Source organism: Aequorivita sp. IT1282 (assembly GCF_058068205.1).
Window position 1 is genome coordinate 432,564 of record NZ_JBYRHR010000004.1, and the last position, 22,221, is coordinate 454,784.

19 protein-coding genes and 4 tRNA genes are annotated in these 22,221 nt (G+C 37.1%); 22 read left to right on the forward strand and 1 reads right to left on the reverse strand.

What is annotated here, in order from left to right:
- The first annotated feature begins 72 nt into the window (after positions 1–72).
- The 3 genes from AC3RVG_RS11270 (at position 73) to AC3RVG_RS11280 (ending at position 4,103) form a co-directional block, all read left to right on the forward strand.
- Entirely contained in the window at positions 73–1,809 is a 1,737-nt protein-coding gene (locus tag AC3RVG_RS11270) for a porin family protein (protein ID WP_489691561.1), read from the forward strand.
- Between the two features lie 81 nt (positions 1,810–1,890).
- Positions 1,891–3,528, forward strand: a complete 1,638-nt coding sequence (locus AC3RVG_RS11275; RefSeq protein WP_489691562.1) for an amidohydrolase — start codon at positions 1,891–1,893, stop codon at positions 3,526–3,528.
- Positions 3,529–3,602: 74 nt separating this feature from the next.
- Positions 3,603–4,103, forward strand: a complete 501-nt coding sequence (locus tag AC3RVG_RS11280) for a YkgJ family cysteine cluster protein (RefSeq protein ID WP_489691563.1) — start codon at positions 3,603–3,605, stop codon at positions 4,101–4,103.
- Between the two features lie 75 nt (positions 4,104–4,178).
- On the opposite strand, the gene AC3RVG_RS11285 is transcribed toward AC3RVG_RS11280, so the two are convergent.
- Positions 4,179–5,513, reverse strand: coding sequence for an exo-beta-N-acetylmuramidase NamZ family protein (locus AC3RVG_RS11285; RefSeq protein ID WP_489691564.1), 1,335 nt, complete (start codon positions 5,511–5,513; stop codon positions 4,179–4,181).
- A 9-nt stretch (positions 5,514–5,522) separates the two neighbouring features.
- Here AC3RVG_RS11285 and AC3RVG_RS11290 point away from each other — a divergent pair, with 9 nt between their 5' ends.
- The 19 genes from AC3RVG_RS11290 (at position 5,523) to tuf (ending at position 22,118) form a co-directional block, all read left to right on the forward strand.
- A complete protein-coding gene (locus AC3RVG_RS11290) occupies positions 5,523–6,758 on the forward strand; it encodes an ABC transporter permease (RefSeq protein WP_489691565.1) in 1,236 nt (411 codons plus the stop codon).
- A gap of 65 nt (positions 6,759–6,823) precedes the next feature.
- A complete protein-coding gene (locus AC3RVG_RS11295) occupies positions 6,824–8,182 on the forward strand; it encodes a pyridoxal-phosphate dependent enzyme (protein WP_489691566.1) in 1,359 nt (452 codons plus the stop codon).
- Between the two features lie 94 nt (positions 8,183–8,276).
- Positions 8,277–8,657 (forward strand): DUF202 domain-containing protein, encoded by a 381-nt coding sequence (locus AC3RVG_RS11300; protein WP_489691567.1) that lies wholly within the window; start codon positions 8,277–8,279, stop codon positions 8,655–8,657.
- Between the two features lie 51 nt (positions 8,658–8,708).
- A complete protein-coding gene (locus AC3RVG_RS11305; protein ID WP_489691568.1) occupies positions 8,709–10,016 on the forward strand; it encodes a DUF2851 family protein in 1,308 nt (435 codons plus the stop codon).
- A gap of 56 nt (positions 10,017–10,072) precedes the next feature.
- Complete coding sequence (locus AC3RVG_RS11310; RefSeq protein WP_489691569.1) at positions 10,073–10,303, forward strand: PspC domain-containing protein; 231 nt, start codon at positions 10,073–10,075, stop codon at positions 10,301–10,303.
- Positions 10,300–11,307, forward strand: coding sequence for a potassium channel family protein (locus tag AC3RVG_RS11315; RefSeq protein ID WP_489691570.1), 1,008 nt, complete (start codon positions 10,300–10,302; stop codon positions 11,305–11,307). The genes AC3RVG_RS11310 and AC3RVG_RS11315 overlap by 4 nt, the downstream gene beginning before the upstream one ends.
- 99 nt (positions 11,308–11,406) lie before the next feature.
- The gene (locus AC3RVG_RS11320) at positions 11,407–13,068 is read left to right on the forward strand and encodes an alanine/glycine:cation symporter family protein (protein WP_489691571.1); all 1,662 of its coding nucleotides are present in this window, start codon (positions 11,407–11,409) and stop codon (positions 13,066–13,068) included.
- Positions 13,069–13,360: 292 nt separating this feature from the next.
- Positions 13,361–14,986, forward strand: coding sequence for an alanine/glycine:cation symporter family protein (locus AC3RVG_RS11325; protein WP_489691572.1), 1,626 nt, complete (start codon positions 13,361–13,363; stop codon positions 14,984–14,986).
- 12 nt (positions 14,987–14,998) lie between these two features.
- Entirely contained in the window at positions 14,999–15,883 is an 885-nt protein-coding gene (locus AC3RVG_RS11330) for a ComEA family DNA-binding protein (RefSeq protein ID WP_489691573.1), read from the forward strand.
- 47 nt (positions 15,884–15,930) lie between these two features.
- Positions 15,931–17,097 (forward strand): acyl-CoA dehydrogenase family protein, encoded by a 1,167-nt coding sequence (locus AC3RVG_RS11335; protein WP_489691574.1) that lies wholly within the window; start codon positions 15,931–15,933, stop codon positions 17,095–17,097.
- A 39-nt stretch (positions 17,098–17,136) separates the two neighbouring features.
- Entirely contained in the window at positions 17,137–18,555 is a 1,419-nt protein-coding gene (locus AC3RVG_RS11340; protein WP_489691575.1) for a carboxypeptidase-like regulatory domain-containing protein, read from the forward strand.
- Between the two features lie 88 nt (positions 18,556–18,643).
- A complete protein-coding gene (gene rpsU / locus AC3RVG_RS11345) occupies positions 18,644–18,838 on the forward strand; it encodes a 30S ribosomal protein S21 (RefSeq protein ID WP_489691576.1) in 195 nt (64 codons plus the stop codon).
- Positions 18,839–19,000: 162 nt separating this feature from the next.
- A complete protein-coding gene (locus tag AC3RVG_RS11350) occupies positions 19,001–19,885 on the forward strand; it encodes a tyrosine-type recombinase/integrase (protein WP_489691577.1) in 885 nt (294 codons plus the stop codon).
- A 64-nt stretch (positions 19,886–19,949) separates the two neighbouring features.
- Positions 19,950–20,252, forward strand: a complete 303-nt coding sequence (hpf, locus tag AC3RVG_RS11355) for a ribosome hibernation-promoting factor, HPF/YfiA family (protein ID WP_489691578.1) — start codon at positions 19,950–19,952, stop codon at positions 20,250–20,252.
- A gap of 113 nt (positions 20,253–20,365) precedes the next feature.
- A tRNA-Thr gene (locus AC3RVG_RS11360) sits at positions 20,366–20,439 on the forward strand.
- A 69-nt stretch (positions 20,440–20,508) separates the two neighbouring features.
- A tRNA-Tyr gene (locus AC3RVG_RS11365) sits at positions 20,509–20,590 on the forward strand.
- Positions 20,591–20,667: 77 nt separating this feature from the next.
- A tRNA-Gly gene (locus AC3RVG_RS11370) sits at positions 20,668–20,740 on the forward strand.
- A 62-nt stretch (positions 20,741–20,802) separates the two neighbouring features.
- Positions 20,803–20,874 (forward strand) — tRNA-Thr (locus tag AC3RVG_RS11375).
- Between the two features lie 56 nt (positions 20,875–20,930).
- Positions 20,931–22,118, forward strand: coding sequence for an elongation factor Tu (tuf, locus tag AC3RVG_RS11380; RefSeq protein ID WP_489691579.1), 1,188 nt, complete (start codon positions 20,931–20,933; stop codon positions 22,116–22,118).
- Positions 22,119–22,221 lie beyond the last annotated feature (103 nt).

Here is a 22,221-nt window from a genome sequence, read left to right on the forward strand (position 1 = left end):
GTAATTATTCCACCGCAGAGGCGCAAAGAACGCAGAGCAAACTATAAAAAAAATCTATAAAAATTTGAAAATATGTCCATAAAACAAATAGTTTTATTTTCAATTCCAGCCTTATTTCTATTTCATTTTTCGGCTTTTTCACAAGAAAAAGAACTGGACCCTGAAGTGGTGAACATTGTTAAACCATACACTCCCTCAATTTCGGATGCTTTTAAAGTAAAGGAAACGCCATCGTTGAACGATTCTATTTCCACAACAAAAAAAGCTGTGAAATACAGTATTTTCTCTGTGCCAGTAGCTTCAACTTTTACGCCTGCAAAAGGAAAAGCAACTACTGTAGAAAAGGCAAAAGCAATAAAATTGTACGATAATTACGCCACGCTTGGCTTCGGAAATTACACATCTATTTTAGGTGAATTGTATAGCAATTTCGAAATAAGCAGAACGGATAATGCTGGGTTTTTCTTTCGTCACAATTCGTCACAGGGCGATATTAAAGACGTAAAGTTGGATAATAAATATTACGATACAAGTCTTGACGCAAATTATACAAGTCGCCAGCGAGAAGCAACTTATAGGCTTGACGCGGGTGTGGAGCATCAGCTATATAATTGGTACGGGGTGCCGGATGTTATTTTTGCACAAAACCCAAATGTGGATATTGATCCGCAACAAACTTATATAAGTGGTTATGTTGGCGGTAGTATTGCAATTGATGATTCGTTTTTCGAAAAAGGGACTGCAAATATTCGCTATTTGAGCGATGCTTTTTCTTCTTCGGAATTTAACGCCACATTTAAACCCGAGTTTTCGTTTCCTTTAGAAAGTTTGACTTTAAAAATTGATGGCGATGTTGACTATTTAAGCGGAAGTTTTGATAGAAATTATGCAAACAATTCCGATATTAAATACAGTTATTTAAATGCTGGAATAGCTCCGTCAATTGTATTTGTAAATGATGATTTAACCGTTTCGTTGGGTGTTGCAGGATTTATAAGTGTAGATTCTGAGAATAGCGATTCTGAATTTTCACTGTATCCAAAACTTAATCTATCGTACCGATTAATGGACGAAATGGTAATTTTATACGGAGGTGCCGAAGGCGGACTTCAGCAAAATACGTATTATAATTTCAAGGAAGAAAATCCTTTTGTATCGCCTACTTTATATATTCTTCCAACCAAAAATCTCTATGAAGGTTTTGGAGGAATTAAAGGAAAATTGTCCAATTCCGTTGGTTATAACGTAAGAGCTTCCTACGGAAAAGATGAAAACAGAGCGCTTTTTCAAGCCAATGCAATGAATAATCTAAATCCGAATCCGAATTTAGAAGGTTATGAATACAGAAATTCTTTCAACGTAGTTTATGACGACATAAATACCTTGGCTTTTTTCGGGGAATTGAAAGTGGAAATTTCAGATAAATTCTCCTTAGGAATTAATGCAAATTATTACAGTTATAGCACAGATTTGCAAACTGAAGCTTGGAACTTGCCAGATTTAAAGGCTTCAATATTTTCAAATTTCAACATTACTGAAAAATTATACGGTGGGGCTTCATTGTTTTATGTTGGCGAAAGAAAAGATTTAATTTATAATAACAGTCCTTTCAACAGTTCATTCGCTGAGGAAGTAACGCTGGATGGTTACGTAGACGCCAATGTGAATTTTGGGTATAGATTTACCGATAGGCTCTCTGTTTTTGTAAAAGGAAGTAATCTATTTGGCGATAATTACGAAAAATGGATGAATTATCCTGTGCAGGGAATTCAAGGTTTGGCAGGGGCTACCTATAAGTTTGACTGGTAAAAACCCAATAAATTATAATTTCATAAAACATCCGTCTGTGGCGGATGTTTTTTTATTTTTACACCTTAAATATTACCATTGATGAAAAAACTACTTTCCCTATTATTCGCAGTTTCACTTTTTTCCTGCGCCCCCGATAAAATAGCTGCAGATTTACTTATAAAAAATGCCACTATTTATACGGTTGACAAAGATTTCAGCACGGCAAACGCTTTGGTTGTAAAAGACGGAAAAATCCTCGAAATAGGACTAAAACCCGAACTTGAGTTGAAATATAATATAAAGGAAACCTACGATGCCAAAGGTAACACAGTGGTTCCCGGTTTGATTGATGCACACGCACATTTGTACGGACTCGGACTTGGTTTGCTTAACGTAGATTTAATTGGCACTGCCAGTTATAAAGAAGTTTTAGGGCGAGTAGTGGCTTTTCAACAAGAAAAAGATGTGTCTTATATTATTGGTCGCGGGTGGGATCAAAATGATTGGGACGATAAAAATTTTCCATCTAAAAAAGAATTGGATTCCTTATTTCCAAATACTCCTGTTGCGCTGCAACGTGTAGATGGGCATGCTTATTTGGTGAATTCAAAAGCATTGGAACTTGCGGGAATAACTAAAAAAACAAAGGTAGCTGGAGGCGAAGTGGTTTTAGAAAATGGCGAACCCAGCGGAATAATCATCGATGCCCCGATGGCTTTGATTAGAAAAACTTTTCCCGAAATTACAAGTGAAGTTTCAACAGAAGCGCTTTTGGAAGCTGAAAAAATCAGTCTTCAATACGGCCTAACAACTGTTGATGATGCTGGTTTAGATAGAAATATTATTGAATTAATAGATGCGCTTCAAAAAGAAGGAAAGTTCAAACTCAGAATGTATGCTATGATTAGTCATAGTCGGGAAAATCGTGACTATTATTTAAACAAAGGAGTTTATAAAACCGATAGGCTGAATGTACGTTCTTTTAAAGTTTATTCTGATGGCGCATTAGGTTCGCGAGGTGCCGCAATGCGCGAGCCGTACAGCGATATGCCCGGACATTTTGGAGCTATGATTACCACAGCCGATAGTTTGAATTATTTAGCCGAGAAAATTGCAGCGTCAGATTTCCAAATGAATACCCACGCAATTGGCGATTCTGCAAATATTGCGGTTCTACGAGCTTACAAAAAAGCGTTGGAAGGTAAAACAGATAGACGTTGGCGCGTAGAGCATGCGCAGATTATTTCGCCACAGGATTTCAATTATTTTGATGACAAAAACAATATACTTCCTTCCGTACAGCCTACTCACGGCACCAGCGATATGTATTGGGCTGAAGATAGAATAGGAGCAGAGCGAATGAAAGGTGCTTATGCTTATAAAGAATTGTTGGAAAAAGCTGGAAGTATTGCTTTGGGAACAGATTTTCCAGTTGAGCACGTTAACCCGATGTACACTTTTTTTGCAGCTGTGGCGCGAAAAGATTTGAAAAACTATCCAGAAAATGGTTTTCAAATGAATAATGCTTTAACGCGCGAAGAAGCCTTACGCGGAATGACCATTTGGGCTGCATTTGCCAATTTTGAAGAAGATGAAAAAGGAAGTATAGAAGTAGGGAAATTTGCAGATTTCACTGTGCTCGATAGAGATATTATGAAGGTTGACGAAAAAGAACTTCCGAATACAAAAGTAATTGCCACTTTCATTAATGGCGATTTGGTTTACAAAGCGAAATAATAAGACTTTGCGTCTTTGCGCCTTTGCGAGAAATTTTTGCACGCCAAGCCGTTAAGTCGTAAAGAAGGATTATAATGGAAAATATTCTGAAACAACTTCCGAAGAAAGCAAAGGAAGCTGAGCCTGAAAACAAAAAGTTTTTCGCAAAGCTGAAGAAAAAGCCGCCCAAACATTTGGACACTTTAATGCAGGAATTGCACGAGGAAGAGTTTAAAAGAACCGATTGCCTTACCTGCGCCAATTGCTGCAAAACCACGGGTCCGCTTTTTACCGATAAAGACGTTGAGCGTATTTCGAAACATTTCCGAATGAAACCGCAGCAGTTTATTGAAGCCTATCTACGGGTTGATGAAGACAAAGATTATGTTTTAAAAAGTGTTCCCTGCACTTTTTTGGGAGCCGATAATTATTGTAGTATTTACGATGTGCGCCCGAAAGCTTGCCGCGAATTCCCACATACAGATCGAAAAAAGTTTCAGCAGATTTCAAACTTAACGATGCAGAATGTTGCTATTTGTCCGGCGGCATTTAATATTGTGGAGGAAATGAAACGACTTTTAAGTAAGTATCAGTGAAAAAAAGTAGCAGTAGGCAGTTGCATTGCGCAGTATTCACTCAGACTGCCAACTGCAACTGCCTCTGCTACTTATTCAAGGGTAAAGCAAATACTTGCTCCGTACCTTCTCAAAATCTACAAGTCCTTCCTTCCAAGAATCCCGAATTTCTTCCGCAGATAATCCTTGTTCAATCTGTTGCTGCAATGTTTTTGTTCCAGCTAATTTCACGAAAAACGAATTGAAAAAATCTTTCTTTTTCCCGTTGGCGTTGAATGCGTCAATCAACCATTCCAAATTAATTTTACTCAATCGCGGTTCCTTCCGAAGATCTTTTCCGTGGCAAAGTTGGCCTTTAAATTTTGGGTCTTTCGCGCCATCGTTGGATTGCGGTGTATATGCAAAAGTATATTTTGAAGCAGGCAGACTCGGTGCCCCAAAAACTTGAAATTGCATATCCGTGCCACGACCAGCATTTATAAATGTACCTTCAAAAAAACAGAGGCTAGGGTAGAGGTTTATGGATTGATCGTTCGGCAAATTTGGTGACGGTTTTATGGGTAAGGAATATGGTTTTTGGTGCGTGTAGTTTTTCATTTTTATAATGGTAAGGTCGCAATACGTTCTTTTTTTAGACCAATCGCTTCCTAAATTATCTAACCACCCTTCACCATTTATCATAGCGGCGTATTCGCCAATAGTCATTCCATGAACGATAGGCACTGGGTGCATTCCCACAAAACTTTGATGCTCTTTTTCTAAAATTGGTCCGTCAATAAAGTGCCCGTTCGGGTTCGGACGGTCTAAAACTATCACAGGAATTCCCAACTCTGCGCAAGCTTCCATAACATAATGCAGCGTAGAAATATAAGTGTAAAACCGTGCGCCAACATCTTGAATATCGAAAACCACAACATCAATTCCTTTTAATTGTTCCTGCGACGGTTTTTTGTTGCTTCCGTAAAGTGAAATTAAGGGAACGCCCGTTTTTGAATCAATGCCATCTTTTACATGTTCCCCCGCATCGGCAGTGCCACGGAAACCGTGTTCTGGGGCAAAAACTTTTTTTACGGAAACTTTTTTCGAAATTAGAAAATCTACCAAATGCACATTTGTAATTGGTGTATTTCGTTCAGGGTAAATATCGGGTCGGTTAGATTCTTGATATACAATTGAAGTTTGATTGGCAACAACGCCAACATTTTTACCTTTCAAAAGTTCAGCATAAAGATAAAATTTCTCTGCACCAACAATAATTTCTTGGTCACTGAGCGAAGTCGAAGTGTCGTCTTGAGTAATGAGTCTTGTTTTCTGGTCCTGATTTTTGTCTTTGTTCTTTTCTCTTTGTTCTTTTTTCTCCACCGAACTTCCGCAGGAAAAAATGGTCAAAACAACCAATAAAACTGTATTTTTGAAAAAAGTTAAAGCCATAAAACTTCAGTGAATTTCGAATTTTTCATCGCCCGGCGCATCATTGCTTCCAAGGACTATAAAAGTAGTATTTCGGCACCGATAATAAAAATTGCAATCACTGCAATCGCGCTCGGTATTATTATGATGCTAATCTCAATAGCAACTGGCGTCGGACTTCAAAAAAAGATACGCGAAAAGGTTTCTGCTTTCAATGGTGATATTATTATTACGAATTTCGACACCAATTTTTCCAACGATTCCCAAAACCCAATTTCAAAAAACCAAGATTTTTATCCAACGTTCAAAAACATTGAAGGCATAAAACACGTACAGATTACCGCTTCTAAAGGTGGCGTAATCCGCACAGAAACCGATTTTGAAGGCGTGGTTGTAAAAGGCGTAGGTGACGATTATTCTTGGGAATATTTTGAAGACTATTTAATTGAAGGAAAAATCCCTGATTTTAAAGGTGATTTGAACGGCGATATTTTGATTTCGGAATATTTGGTGAACAGGCTAAACTTAAAACTTGGCGATAGAATAACCACTTTCTTTTTAAATGACGAGGTTTCTAAAACACCACGCAGTCGTGGTTTTAATATTGTGGGTATTTACAATAGCGGTTTTCAACAATTTGACGAGCAATTTATAATTACAGACATTCGCCACGTTCAGCGATTAAACAAATGGGAAGACGATCAGATTGGTGCTTTTGAAGTTTTTGTAAACGATTTTGATCAGATTATACCAATCGGTAACGACGTTTACAACGAAACCAGCAGCACGCTAGACACCCAAACCATCCGCCAAAAATACGCCTCCATTTTTGAATGGCTGGATCTTTTCGACTTCAACATTATAATGATTATTGGGATTATGATTTTGGTTGCGGGGATTAATATGATTACTGCGCTTTTGGTCTTAATTTTGGAGCGCACCCAAATGATCGGGATTCTAAAAGCTTTGGGAAGTAGCGATTGGAGCGTGCGCAAAGTATTTCTTTACAATGCGATGTATTTAATTGGCGTCGGTCTTTTTTGGGGAAATGTGATTGGCATTGGACTGCTTTTGGTTCAGAAATACGGCAAAGTTTTCAAACTAAATCCAGACACCTATTATGTAAATGAAGCTCCTATTTATTTAAATTGGGATTACATTTTAATATTGAATGCGGGCACTTTTCTACTGTGTCTTATAATGCTTTTAATTCCTTCATTTATTATTGCGAAGATTTCTCCGGTGAAGGCGATTCGTTTTGAATAACATTGCAAGGAACGAAGCAATCTATCCTAATTCTCTTTTGTACCTTTGCCATTCTAAAATTTATTATGGAATACGCAGAAAATATATTAGGAACCATCGGCAACACGCCAATGGTGAAAATCAATAAAATAATTGGAGACATTCCCGCTTTGGTGCTTGCCAAATACGAAACTTTTAATCCCGGCAACTCGGTAAAAGACCGAATGGCGGTAAAAATGATTGAAGATGCAGAAGCCAATGGCAGTTTAAAACCGGGCGGAACAATCATTGAAGGCACATCTGGAAATACTGGGATGGGCTTAGCTTTGGTTGCCATTATTAAAGGTTACAAAATGATTTGCGTAATCAGCGACAAACAAAGTAAAGAAAAGATTGATATTTTAAAGGCTGTAGGGAGCAAAGTAGTTGTCTGTCCTACAAACGTTGCGCCCGAAGATCCGCGTAGTTATTATTCTACTTCAAAAAGACTTGCTGAAGAAACTCCAAATAGTTGGTACGTAAATCAGTACGATAACCCTAGCAATGCAAAAGCACATTACGAAAGCACTGGCCCAGAAATCTGGAAACAGACCGATGGAAAAGTAACACATTTTGTTGTAGGCGTTGGAACTGGCGGAACTATTAGCGGTGTTGGTAAATACTTAAAGGAACAAAACCCAAATGTAAAAGTTTGGGGAATTGATACCTACGGAAGTGTTTTCAAAAAATATCACGAAACTGGGATTTTTGATGAAAACGAAATTTACCCATACATAACCGAAGGAATTGGTGAAGATATTCTTCCGAAGAATGTAGATTTTAGTGTAATTGATGGTTTTACGAAAGTAACCGATAAAGACGCTGCAATCTACACCCAAAAGCTCGCTAAAATGGAAGGCTTCTTTTTGGGGAATTCTGCTGGAGCAGCAATAAAAGGCTTACTCCAACTAAAAGACCATTTCACGAAAGATGATGTGGTAGTCATTCTTTTCCACGATCACGGAAGTAGATATGTGGGTAAAATGTACAACGACGAGTGGATGCGCGAACGCGGTTTTGTAGAAGACGAAGCTAAAAATGCTTCCGATTTAATACAGGAGCACGCAGACAAACCTTTGATTACGGTAAGAACCGAAGAATTAGTTGGTCACGCCATTGAGCGCATGAAAAAATACAACATCAGCCAAATTCCAGTGGAAGACACAACAGGTTTTGTGGGCGCTGTGGATGAAACTGATTTACTTAGAAAATATCTTGAAAACAAAAATGTGGCAGATCTTCCAATTAGAGAAGTGATGCACAAACCCTTCCCAATAGTGAAGAAAACCACAACTATTGAAGAAGTTTCAAAATTAATACATAAAGACAACAACGCTGTCTTGGTAGATTTAGGAGAAGGGAAATTCAATATAATTACAAAGCACGATATTATACGCGCGCTTTAAGTTTACCACCACGAATTCGCGAATAAAGTAAAAATTATAATTCGTGAATTCGTGGTTAAACTTTCATCAAAATAATTCGTAATTTTAGACTTCTATGAAAAATGAAGCTAAAAAATTATTCCGCTTTCTGCGCACCAGGCCTGTTCCTGCCAATACCAATGAAATTCTGGCGTTGGAGCGAACCAAATTGGCAAATGAACGCACGCTGCTTTCCTACATACGTTCTTCACTCTATCTCCTTTTGGGCGGCATCGGTATTTTACAATTAAAAGATTTTGAAAGAATACAATGGTTGGGCTATGTTGCATTGGTTGTTTGTGTAATTTTTTTAGCAATTGGCATTTTCAGATATGTTTTACTTTCACGAAGATTATACAAGTGGAACCGCATTCTGTATGTGGATACTATCACAGAAAAAGTTGAAAAACAAGCTGATACGCGCAATAAAAAGCAAAAGGAGGAGGCTGAGGCCTAACATTTTTACCTACCTTTACTTTCTAGAGCTCCTCACTTAAATATTATTCAAATGAAAGAAGATTTTCTGCACTATGTGTGGAAATTTCAGAAATTTGATGTGAGCAGTTTTTACACTTCGAATGATGAAAATCTCCACATAAAAAAACCAGGGAGCCACAACTTAAATTCGGGTCCTGATTTTTTCAATGCCCAGATAGAGCTAGACGGGCAACTTTGGGCAGGCAATATTGAAATACACATAAAATCTTCAGACTGGTACGCGCACGGCCACGAAACTGATGCTGCTTATGACAATGTAATACTGCACGTTGTTTGGGAACATGACGCCGAAATTTATAGAAAAGACGGGAGCGTCATTCCTACTTTTGTAGTACAAAAACACATTCCGAAAACTTCACTTGTACAATACCAAAAATTATTTTCAGGAGAAAAAAAGTGGATTAATTGTGAAAACGAATTTGCGTCTGTGGATTCTTTTACTTTTCAGAATTGGTTGGAACGACTTTATTTTGAAAGGCTTCAAAAAAAGGAAGAGTTGCTTTTAAAAGAATTGAAAGACACTCAGAATCACTGGGAATCTTTGCTTTTTAGAATGCTGTGTAAAAATTTTGGGTTAAAGGTAAATAGCGACTCCTTTTTCAGCATAGCGAAGTCTATAGATTTTTCTGTGATAAAAAAATGTAGCCAAGAACGGCAAGATCTTGAAGCATTGCTCATTGGTCAAGCAGGTTTGCTGGAAGGTGAAACCGAAGATTGGTATTTTAAAACACTTAAAACAACCTACAAATATTTAAAACATAAATTTGGGTTGGAAAATGAAACTGTCATTGCTCCCAAATTTTTTAGGTTGCGGCCTCCAAACTTTCCCACCGTACGTTTAGCACAATTTGCAACGCTTTATTCTGAGCGGGAAAACTTGTTTTCTCAGGTAATTGACACCAATAATTTAAAAGATTTTTATTCGCTTTTTAATGTATCTGGCAGCGAATATTGGGATACTCATTACAATTTTGGCATTGGTTCTTTAGGACGTAAAAAGCGGATTACCAAAAGTTTTGTCGATTTATTAATAATCAATACCATTATTCCGTTGAAGTTCTGCTATGCAATACAACACGGCAAGGACGCTTCCGACGAAATAATGCAACTGGCTTCTGAAATTTCTTCCGAAAAAAACACCGTTGTAAATAAATACAACTCACTACAAAACATTGCAATTAAAGCATGGCAAAGCCAAGCGCTGCTTCAACTAAAAAATGAATATTGCGATAAAAACAAATGTTTGCAATGTGCTATTGGAAATGTTTTTCTTGGCTCCCAAGATAAAGGGAGTACAGATGCAAAGATTGAAAACTGATTTTTTTTCTTCATTACAGTTTACAAGTTTATCGTGAAAAAGCGTAATTTGCAGGTATGTTGCAAGCGGTTTATTCATTACGGCATTACCTTGAAAAACGTGGATTCTACGTATCTACTCGTTTGGCAGATAGGTTAGGTATGCGCGCTAAAAGTGTGCGTCTTTTTTTTATATATGTTTCCTTTGCCACTTTGGGCGCAGGCTTTGCAATCTATCTTACTTTAGCCTTCGTTTTAAGGTTGAAAGATTTGGTGAATACCAAACGAACCTCGGTTTTTGATTTATGAAGCAATTCTTCAGTTCTAAAATAACAGTCGCCATAATACTCTTAATTGTAGTATTTATGACGGGTGTAATTGGCTTTCATTATTTTTCAGATTACAGTTGGATCGATGCATTTTATATGACGGTTATTACTGTAACTACGGTGGGTTATGGCGAAGTAATGCCGCTGAGTCCCAGTGAAAAAATTTTTGTTTCGCTTCTAATCATTTCGAGTATCTTTATCGTTGGTTATGCTATTTCGGTTATAACAGAATATATTTTAAGTAAAAACATAGGTATTTTAAGACAGAAAAAAGTGCAGAAAAAATTGGACTCCATGCATAATCACATCATCGTTTGCGGTTATGGAAGAAACGGAAAACAAGCAGCCCAGAAGCTGTCAGCCTATAATCGTCCCTTCGTTATTATTGAAAAGGATGAAGAAATAATAGATCGTTTTTCAAGCGATGGATATCTCTTCGTTTTAGGTAATGCAATAGAAGATGAAATTTTAATAAAAGCTGGAATAGAAAGAGCTTCCACTTTAATATGCGCTACTCCTAATGATGCAGACAATTTGTTTATCGTGCTTTCAGCGCGGCAAATGAATAAAAACCTTAAAATAATAAGTCGCGCCAGCGAAGAGACTAGCTATAAAAAACTGAAACTTGGCGGCGCAGATAATGTAATTATGCCAGACAAAATAGGGGGCGATCACATGGCCTCTTTGGTCGTTGTGCCAGATCTTGTAGAGTTTTTAGACAATTTAACCGTTGCCGGAGAGCAGGATAGCATTAATGTAGAACAAATACCTTTTGAAAAAATGTGCCCGCAAGGCAGGGAGCAAGCCATTAAAGATTTGGATGTTCGTAAAAAAACAGGTTGTTCTATTATTGGGTATCGTTCTCCTACGGGAGAATATATTGTAAATCCAGAACCGTCTTTGGTTCTTCAGAAAAACTCAAAATTAATACTGATAGGGCGTCCTGATCAGATAGAAAGCCTTAAAAAAGAATACGGAGTTTAACGATTCGTTAACAAATTTATAGTGGATTCATTGAAATTGTAATAAAATTTAGGCATCTTGCTTTTTTTACATTTCTAAAACAAATCTTAAAAATCCATTATGAAGAAATTTCTTCTTTCGCTAATTGTATTTTTCTTACCATTTATCACATTCGCCCAAGAGCAAAAAAGTTTCGGTGAAAAAATCGACGGCCTTTTCGCTAAATATACAACACCAATCGTAGATTTAATTTTCTATCCCGTAACAATAGCGGGAAAGGATATGCCAATTGTAATTATTATATTACTGTTGGGAGCACTCTTTTTTACGCTATACTTTAATGGAGTCAATTTTAGATACATCAAAATTTGTATAAAAACAGCCTCAGGAAAGTATGATAAACTAGATCATCACGTTCCAGCAGATAAAGAAATTGTAGTAAAAGACGGTGAAATTCACGATACCGTTCAATTAACGGGCGATGTTCCAGGAGAAGTTTCACACTTTCAGGCACTAACAGCTTCCTTGTCCGCCACGGTGGGATTAGGAAACATTGCTGGTGTTGCTGTTGCAATCGCCATTGGTGGTCCAGGAGCAACAATATGGATGATTGTAGCTGGATTATTAGGAATGGCGTCAAAGTTTGTGGAATGTACTTTAGGAGTAAAATATAGAGAAGTAGATGGCGATGGAAAAACTTACGGTGGACCGATGTATTACCTTTCAAGTGGTCTAAAAGAAATGGGTATGGCTGGATTCGGAAAAGTCTTGGCCGTATTTTTTGCCGTTATGTGTATAGGAGGATCCTTTGGAGGTGGAAATATGTTTCAATCTAATCAAGCAGCCGCACAGTTAACGCAATTAATGGATTGGGATGGCCCAAATGCAGGACTCTATGTAGGTCTGGTTATGGCTGTTATTGTGGGTCTTGTAATTATTGGTGGAATTAAAAGAATTGGTTCTGTTACCGAAAAGGTTGTTCCTTTTATGGCTATAATTTATGTAGGTGCCGGAATGATAATTCTAGGAATAAATTATGATATGATTCCTTATGCTGCGACACAAATTTGGCAAGGAGCAATAAATCCTAATGCTGCTTTTGGTGGTGTAATGGGAGTATTAATAGTAGGGTTTCAACGTGCAGCATTTTCTAATGAAGCTGGTGTAGGTTCTGCTGCCATTGCACACTCTGCAGTAAAAACCCGATATCCAGCTAGTGAAGGATTAACTGCTTTACTTGGACCTTTTGTGGATACCGTTATTATTTGTACAATGACAGCTATCGTGATTGTAATTACAAATGCCAAGCACAATTTATTTACATACGGTAATCTTGATGAGTCGAGTAATGTAATGCTTAATGCAACGAACGAACCAATTAACGGAGTTGATTTAACCTCGGTAGCTTTCGATTCTGCAATTCCACACTTTTCAATTGTACTTACTATTGCTGTTGTTCTTTTTGCAATTTCTACAATGATATCTTGGTCTTATTACGGACTTCAATCTTGGAAGTTTCTTTTTGGAAAAGGAAAAGTTTCCGATACAACTTACAAAGTCTTGTTTTTAATATTTTTAGTTATTGGAGCCTCTTCAAGTTTAGGAGCTGTAATCGGTTTTTCTGATGCTATGATTTTTGCTATGGTTTTCCCGAATATTATTGGTTTAGTATTGCTATCGCCTAAAGTGAAAAAGGAATTGAAAAAATACTTAAATGCTATTAAAATAGATAAAATGGATGCTACTATTCATAAAGAAAGTAAAGAAGAGAGAGAAATTTAAATTTTATTTCTGAAAATATAATCCCACTTCATGTTCATTAAGAAACACGAAGTGGGATTTTTTTTTGTTGCAATTAGTTATTTCATTTTTGAAATTCTGTTGTACTACATTTTTATGAAGAAGTTGTATCCATAATTACTTAGAGATTTCTCAACAAGCTGAAGGAGTTATTAATGAATTCGGGGTTTAAGAAACCGTTAACAAATTTTCCTACATTTTATTGAAATTGTGGTTTTTTTTAAGCATCTTGCTTCGTTTTATTTCAAAAAGCGTTTCATCTTAAAAATAAACTATGAAGAAATATCTTATTTCGCTAATTGCTTTTTTACTTCCTATTATCACCTTTGCTCAAGAAACCACCGCCTCTCAGTATATCGACGAGGCTTTTGCTAATTATACCGGCTGGTTTGTAGATCTTATTTTTTATGAAATACCATTTTCTGAATCTTTTCAGATACCCTGGGTTTTAATTGTATTGATTGGTGGAGCTACTTATTTCACTATTTATTTTAAGTTAATAAATTTCACGGGTTTTGGAACTGCTATAAAAGTGGTACGTGGAAAATATGAAGACATTGAAAAACACGGAGCAGACACACTCTATGGAGATGTAACTGCCAATGAACAAGAAAACTTAATTGAAACCATTCGCGATGACAGTGCCGAAGGCGAGGTTTCGCACTTTCAAGCTTTAACTGCAGCACTTTCTGCTACGGTAGGTTTAGGAAATATTGCAGGTGTTGCTGTGGCGCTTTCCATTGGTGGGCCGGGTGCAACTTTCTGGATGATAGTGGCGGGTTTGCTGGGTATGGCTTCAAAATTCGCCGAATGTACTTTGGGTGTTAAATATCGAGATGTAGGTCCGGATGGCACAGTTTACGGTGGCCCTATGTATTATCTTAAAAAAGGTTTGGCTCAAAAAGGAATGGCCGGTTTAGGTAAAGTACTTGCAGTAGTTTTCGCAATATTTGTAATTGGGGGTTCTTTTGGTGGTGGAAATATGTTCCAAGCAAACCAAGCGGCTGCCCAATTTGTTCAACTTTTTGATTTACAGGGAACCAGTGCAGCAATCTGGTTTGGAATTGTAATGGCAATAGTTGTTGCCGTGGTAATTATTGGTGGTATTAAGCGTATCGCGAAAGTAACTGAGAAAGTTGTACCATTTATGGCGGGACTTTATGTCTTGGGCGCACTTGTGGTTCTGGTTGTAAACTATCACCACATTGGCGATGCGTTCGCATTAATTTTTGAAGGTGCATTCTCCGGTCTTGGAATTGCTGGTGGATTGGTAGGTGTTATGATTCAAGGAATTCGTCGTGGTGCATTTTCAAACGAAGCGGGGGTTGGTTCTGCCGCCATTGCCCACTCTGCAGTGCGCACAAAATATCCTGCTTCTGAAGGAATTGTAGCTCTTTTGGAGCCTTTTATTGATACCGTAGTAATCTGTACAATGACTGCTTTGGTAATTGTAATTACAAATTTCGACAACAATATTATCCAATACGGTGTTGAAGTGAAAGAAGGAGTTGAGCTAACTGCGACTGCTTTTGATAGTGTTATTCCACACTTTTCAATTGTACTTACAATAGCCGTAATTCTCTTCGCTTTTTCAACTATGATTTCTTGGTCGTACTACGGAATGCAAGGTTGGATCTACCTTTTCGGGAGAGGAAAAGTTACCGAACTTATTTATAAACTGTTATTTTGTATCTTTATATGGGTTGGATCGGTAATCAGTCTTGGTTCCGTAATCAACTTCTCTGATGCAATGATTTTTGCAATGGTAGTGCCGAATATTATCGGGGTAGTGCTATTAACACCAGTTGTTAGAAAAGAATTAAACCGCTATATGAAAGCCATCAAAACCAAACATGATGCAATCGACGACGGTTTGGAAGATTTGCAGAAGCATATGTAAAAACTAATTTATATGGAATTAAAATCCCACTTCACGTTCAGCAAACAGCAACGGAGTGGGATTTTGCTTTTGTTACTACTCATCGTTTCGATACTGTGCGTTTATTGGTTTGTCGATTTTTCTGAAGAAGATAGTTTCGACGCTACATCCGCTGAAATTGTTTCGCTTCAAAAGGAATTGGATTCGCTTCGTATAGTTGAAATTGAAAATAGAAAACCGAAAAGATATCCGTTCAACCCTAATTTTATTACCGATTATAAAGGCTACGTTTTAGGCATGTCTAACGAAGAAATTGATAGGCTTCTTCAATTTCGAAGCGAAGGGAAATGGATTAATTCCGCCGCAGATTTTAAAAATATAACTGGCGTTTCAGATTCTTTGTTAAATGAGTTGAGTCCCTATTTTAAATTCCCAGATTGGGTTACAAATCCAAAACCCAAACGCGATTTTAATGATTATAAAAGTGAAAAGGGATTTAGTGAAAAGACTTTCGCGCAGAAAGGCGATCTCAATAAAGCGACAGAAGAAGAGCTACAACAAGTTAGTGGTATTGGGGCAGCGCTGAGTAAACGTATCGTTTCTTATCGGGAAAAAATGGGTGGATTTTCTAATGATATTCAACTAAACAGTGTTTATGGATTGGATGCTGCCGTTGTGCAACGAACGCTTAATCTTTTCACCGTAAAATCTCCAAAAGTAATTTCACAAATAAATATAAATACAGCCTCCGCTTCCGATATTTCCACCATTCCCGGAGTTTCATTTGAAATGGCAAAGAAAATCTGGGAATACAGACGACTACGCGAAAAAATAAACAGCATTCAAGAACTGGAAAAAATTGAAGGAATGACGGTAAGAAAGTTACAGCTAATTCAGTTATATTTGTCCGTTGAGTAAATTTTATAAATCGCCAAAAGGCTTATAAATAATAGTTTTAGACCAGTATGAATAAGATGTATTTTACAGAGGAGCACGAATTTTTCAGAAAAAGTTTTCAAGATTTTCTACAAAAGGAAGCAGTACCACATATTGAAAAGTGGGAAAAAACGGGGCACATTGAGCGCTTTATTTGGGAGAAATTTGGAGAAATGGGTTACTTTGGGATTTTTCAGCCCGAAGAATACGGAGGGTTAGATTTAGATCTTTTTTACACCATAATTTTCTTAGAAGAACTTCAGAAAGTAAATAGTGGCGGATTTGCTGCAGCGATGTGGGCACACGCTTATTTGGCGATGACGCACCTTAAAAAAGAAGCAAATCACGAACAAAAAGAAAAATATTTAGCACCAAGTATAACAGGTGAAAAAATAGGTTGTCTTTGCATTACCGAACCATTTGGCGGAAGCGATGTTTCTGGTATGCGAACGACGGCTGTAAAAAAAGGCGATAGCTATATTTTAAACGGTTCAAAAACATTTATTACCAACGGAATTTATAGCGACTATCTTATTGTTGCTGCAAAGACTTCACCAGAATTGGGGAATAAAGGGATTAGCATTTTTGTGGTAGACCGCGATACAAAAGGCGTTTCTGCAACTAAACTCGACAAATTGGGTTGGCGTGCAAGCGACACAGCAGAAATAGCTTTCGATAATGTTGAAATTCCGCTTACAAATTTAATGGGCGATGAGAATGCTGGCTTTCCGTATATAATGCAGCATTTCGCTTTAGAAAGGCTAATTATGGGGGTTAATGCCCATGCGCGTAGCGAGTTTGCTTTAGAATATACAATTCAATATATGAAAGAGCGCACGGCTTTTGGAAAGAGTATTTCAAAATTTCAGGCCTTGCGTCACCGCGTTGCACAGATTGCGAGCGAAATTGAAGTTTGTAAAACATTTAATTACGTTACCGCAAAACGCTTGAATGATGGCGAATATGTGGTAAAGGAAGCAACCATGAGTAAACTTATTTCTACCAAAGTTGCCGATGAGGTTATGACTGAATGTCTGCAATTTTTAGGTGGTTACGGTTATATGGAAGAGTATCCATTGGCGCGTTTAATGCGCGATAGTAGGTTAGGGCCAATTGGCGGTGGAACTTCAGAAATTTTACGAGAAATCATTTCGAAAATGGTTATTGAAGGCAAAGAATATAAGCCTGCGACTTAGTTGTTTATATTCACCTAAAATTTAAACCTAACTTTAAAAATGAAGTATTTCAATAAAAGCCAATTACTCACATTAGTTATTTTTTTTATCGGTGCCACCACCTTCGCCCAAAGCGAACTAAAAGGAAAGGTTGCAGATTTCTTAACGTATCAACCCATTGAAAGCGCAAGTGTTTACATAAAAAATACTACCACGGGTTCAATAACAAATGCAGATGGAAACTTCGTTTTAAAAGTTCCGCAGCAATATTTGAATGATACGTTGGTAATTTCGTCTATTGGTTATAAAAGCTTCAATGTATTAATTAGTGAATTTGAAAACGGCTCCGATATTTTTTTAGAAGAAGATGTAGCCTCCTTAGATGAAGTAGTGATAATTGCAGATCCACGACCTACTACTGGTAACGGCATTGTAGCGAAAGCCATTGAAAAACTACCAAGTAATTTGCCCGAGCAAGCTTATCTTCAAAAAGGTTTTTTACGTCACAAAGAGCGCAATAAAAAAGAATACAAGTGGCTTGTTGAAAGCGCCATCACTTTGTATGATTCTAGTTATGCCGCTGGCGCGAAAAATAACCTAAAGATTAACGTTGACGAAAACCGCAAAAGCTACGATCTAAGAGATGTGGATAGTTTGTTTACCTATTCGGCATTTCTTAAAAGTAAAGGGATGAAAACTGGAACGGTAAGTAGAAATTCAGTAAAAACGAAATCGTTGGTAGATGCCATAAAATGGAATGATAGCAGAGTTAACGGCTTGGAAAATCTTTTTAAAGGAAAACTTAATTTAGTTCGAAATTCGAATGTTACGGGTGCCTTATTAGGGAAAAATATTTTTGAAAAGCAACAGTTTACTTTAGACACTATCTTGGTGGATAACGGAAGAAAGCTTTATAAAATTAAAATTTCTAAAGGTGCAGATTTTGTAGGATTAAATACTCCAAACATCTACAATGAAGGTTTTGAGCCAAAAGGGTGGATTTATATTTATTACGACAACTACGCTATTAAAAAGGTGGAATACGAACTTGTAGCGGCTTCTGATGTTCAGAAAAAGCGCAGTAAAAGCCTGTTTGATTCTCAAACTATCCACAAACTCGTTATAACGTATATGGAATACGACGGAAAGATGTATCCCAACTATATTTACTACGAAACTCCAAAGCTTGTAAACACGGGTGATCGATCTTCAGAAAGAGTGAAAACTGAAGCAGAGCCAGGATTTGATAAAGACGAACAATATTATTACACCATTCAGGAAATATTATTCAGTGATATAATTCAAGATCCGGAATTAATAAACCAAGAATTACAACAAAATGATTGGTCTGCAGATATATTTTCTAGCAAACCATACAATGAGTCGTTTTGGAAGAATTACAACGTATTGCTGGAGAGTAAAGAAGAGGAAAAGCTAATTCAGGACTTGAGTAAACGTGCTTCTTTATATAAAGAATAATTTTTATTAAAAAAATTGAATACTGATTACTGAAAACTAAATACTTTTTTATACTTTTGCCGTCCTAAAGAGAGGAGGTGATGACACTATGTTAATTATACCAGTTAAAGACGGAGAAAATATCGACAGAGCCCTGAAGCGTTTCAAACGTAAATTTGATCGTACAGGAACTATGCGCCAGTTGCGTTCTAGACAAGCTTTTTCGAAGCCATCTGTTAAGAAAAGAGCACAAATGCAAAAAGCTCAATACATTCAGAACTTAAGAGATCAGGAAGAAATCTAGTATTTCTTTTTTGAAAATAGAAACTAAAAATCCGTTGGAATTTATTCCAACGGATTTTTTTATGGGTAAAAATTATTGCGTTAATGGGTTATTGAGTTATTTTGTAATGTTCCAGATAACAGATAACAGATAACAGATAACAGATAACAGATAACCGAAAAAATGTCCTTCCAAGCCTTCATAGACTATTTGCAACTTGAAAAAAAGTATTCGCCACATACGGTGACTGCTTATTTAAGAGATTTGCAGGATTTTGAAACGTTTGCTTCGGAAGAATTTCAATATGCTAATATTGTAACTGTAAATTATTCCATTGTTCGTAGTTGGGTTGTTTCACTCGTAGATTCGGGCATTTCTAACCGCACGGTAAACCGAAAAATTTCTTCACTTAAAACCTATTATAAATTTCTGCTGAAAACGGCACAGATTGAAGTGAATCCTTTGGCGAAACACAAAGCGTTGAAAACCTCCAAAAAAATTCAAGTTCCATTTTCAGAAAATGAAATAGGAAATGTTATGGAGTTGCTTTCAACGGAAAAAGATTTTGAAGGATTACGCGACCGCTTAATAGTAGAATTGTTTTATTCTACTGGCGTGCGTAGGGCAGAGCTGATTAATGTAAAATTGAACGATGTATCTTTCGCTCAAAAAACAATCAAGGTTTTAGGAAAAAGAAGCAAAGAGCGCATTATTCCACTTTTGCCTACGGTTTTGGCAACTATTACAGAATATCTTCCTTTTAGGAATGAACTTGAAAATAGTAAAGATTCAGAATATTTGTTTCTTACCCAAAAGGGGGTTAAAATCTACGAAAATCTTGTCTATCGGATTATTAATTCATACTTTAGTAAAACTTCAGAAAAGGTGAAGAAAAGTCCGCATATTTTGCGGCATTCTTTTGCAACACATCTTTTAAATGAAGGAGCAGATATAAATGCGGTAAAGGAGTTGTTGGGACATTCCAGTCTTGCTTCCACACAAGTTTACACACAAAATAGCATAGCTAAATTGAAAGAGGTTTATAAAAACGCTCACCCTAGAAACTAAAACTAACAAAAAGAGGTGTATGGTATAAAAATACTTAGTATTTAAACTTTTAAAATTATATAATATGAGAGTAAACGTGCAAACCCCCAATTTTGCTGCCAAGGATGAACTTTTGGTATTTGTTGAAAAGAAATTATTGAAACTGGAACACTTCTACGATAGGATAGTTTTTGCGGATGTGTTTTTAAAAGTGCAGAAAACACGCGAGAAAGAAAATAAAATTGTTGAAGTATTGCTAAGTATTCCAGGAGATGAGGTGATGGTTAAGAAAGAAGCCAGAACTTTTGAAGAAGCTACAGATGAAGTTGTTAAGACTTTGGAGCGCCAACTTAAAAAAAGGAAACAAAAAGAAAAAGCATATTTATAGTAATATTTTTTAGAAAAAGTTTTGTAGAAAAAATAAATTCTCTACATTTGCAGTCCGTTAGAAATAGCGGACTTTTTTATGGCTAAAATATAGCCCGAAAAAGAGATCAAAAAGCCGATGTAGCTCAGCTGGCTAGAGCAGCTGATTTGTAATCAGCAGGTCGTGGGTTCGAGTCCCTCTATCGGCTCTAAAGATTCTGAATAAGGATTTTTGAAATATTGAAAATTTGGAATTTCTTTTTTGGAGATTCCTAATCGGGGAGATACTCAAGCGGCCAACGAGGGCAGACTGTAAATCTGCTGACTACGTCTTCGCAGGTTCGAATCCTGCTCTCCCCACATCAATTTTCTCAACAGAGAAAACGGAGTAATTGAAATAATGAAATCCAAGATTCTGATTTTTCAGAATTAAAAATGCGGGAGTAGCTCAGTTGGTAGAGCGTCAGCCTTCCAAGCTGAATGTCGCCGGTTCGAACCCGGTCTCCCGCTCTAAATTCCTGCGAAGGCAGGGATCTCGTCCTTTTCTAAAAGGAAAAGATTAAATACTTTACGCCGGTGTAGCTCAGGGGTAGAGCGTTTCCTTGGTAAGGAAGAGGTCATGGGTTCAATTCCCATCATTGGCTCGAGTTGTGAAAGCAATTGAACACTAATATATAACTAAGATTAAAATTAATACAAAATGGCAAAAGAAACATTCGATCGGTCAAAACCTCACTTAAACATAGGTACAATTGGACACGTAGATCACGGTAAAACAACTTTAACCGCAGCTATTACCAAAGTAATGGCTGATGCTGGTTTTTCAGAAGCCAGATCATTTGATCAAATTGATAACGCTCCAGAAGAAAAAGAAAGAGGTATTACAATTAACTCTTCACACGTTGAGTACCAAACTGCTAATCGTCATTACGCACACGTTGACTGTCCTGGTCACGCGGATTACGTAAAAAACATGGTTACTGGTGCTGCCCAAATGGACGGTGCTATTCTTGTTGTTGCTTCAACAGATGGACCAATGCCACAAACACGCGAACACATCCTTCTTGGTCGCCAGGTAGGTATTCCACGTATCGTTGTATTCATGAATAAAGTGGATATGGTTGATGATGAGGAATTACTTGAGCTAGTAGAAATGGAAATTCGTGACCTTCTTAACTTTTACGAGTATGATGGTGATAATGGACCTGTAGTACAAGGTTCAGCTCTTGGCGCACTTAACGGTGAGCAAAAATGGGTTGATACTGTATTGAAATTAATGGCTGAGGTAGATGTATGGATCGAACTTCCTGTTCGTGATGTTGACAAGCCTTTCCTAATGCCTATTGAAGATGTATTCTCTATTACTGGTCGTGGTACTGTTGCAACAGGCCGTATTGAAACCGGTATAGCAAACACAGGTGATGTTGTTGACATCATTGGTATGGGTGCTGAAAAATTAACTTCTACAATTACTGGAGTTGAAATGTTTCGTAAAATTCTTGATAGAGGTGAAGCAGGAGATAACGTAGGTATCCTACTAAGAGGTATAGAGAAATCTGATATCAGTCGTGGTATGGTTATCTGTAAAAAAGGATCTGTAACTCCACACGCTAAATTCAAAGCTGAGGTTTATATCCTTAAAAAAGAAGAAGGTGGACGTCACACTCCATTCCATAATAACTACCGTCCACAGTTTTACGTTCGTACAACTGACGTAACTGGAACAATTATGCTTCCTGATGGTGTTGAAATGGTTATGCCTGGTGATAACTTAACTATTCACGTTGAGTTGCTTCAAGCTATTGCAATGAACGTAGGTCTTCGTTTCGCGATTCGTGAAGGTGGACGTACTGTAGGTGCAGGTCAGGTTACTGAAATTTTAGACTAATTATCATATAATTAAAAGTACTGGGTGTCCCGAATATACTTCGGGATACCTTGGCTTTTATAACGGGTTTAGCGTATTGTAATTAATTGTGCTAATCCTAATA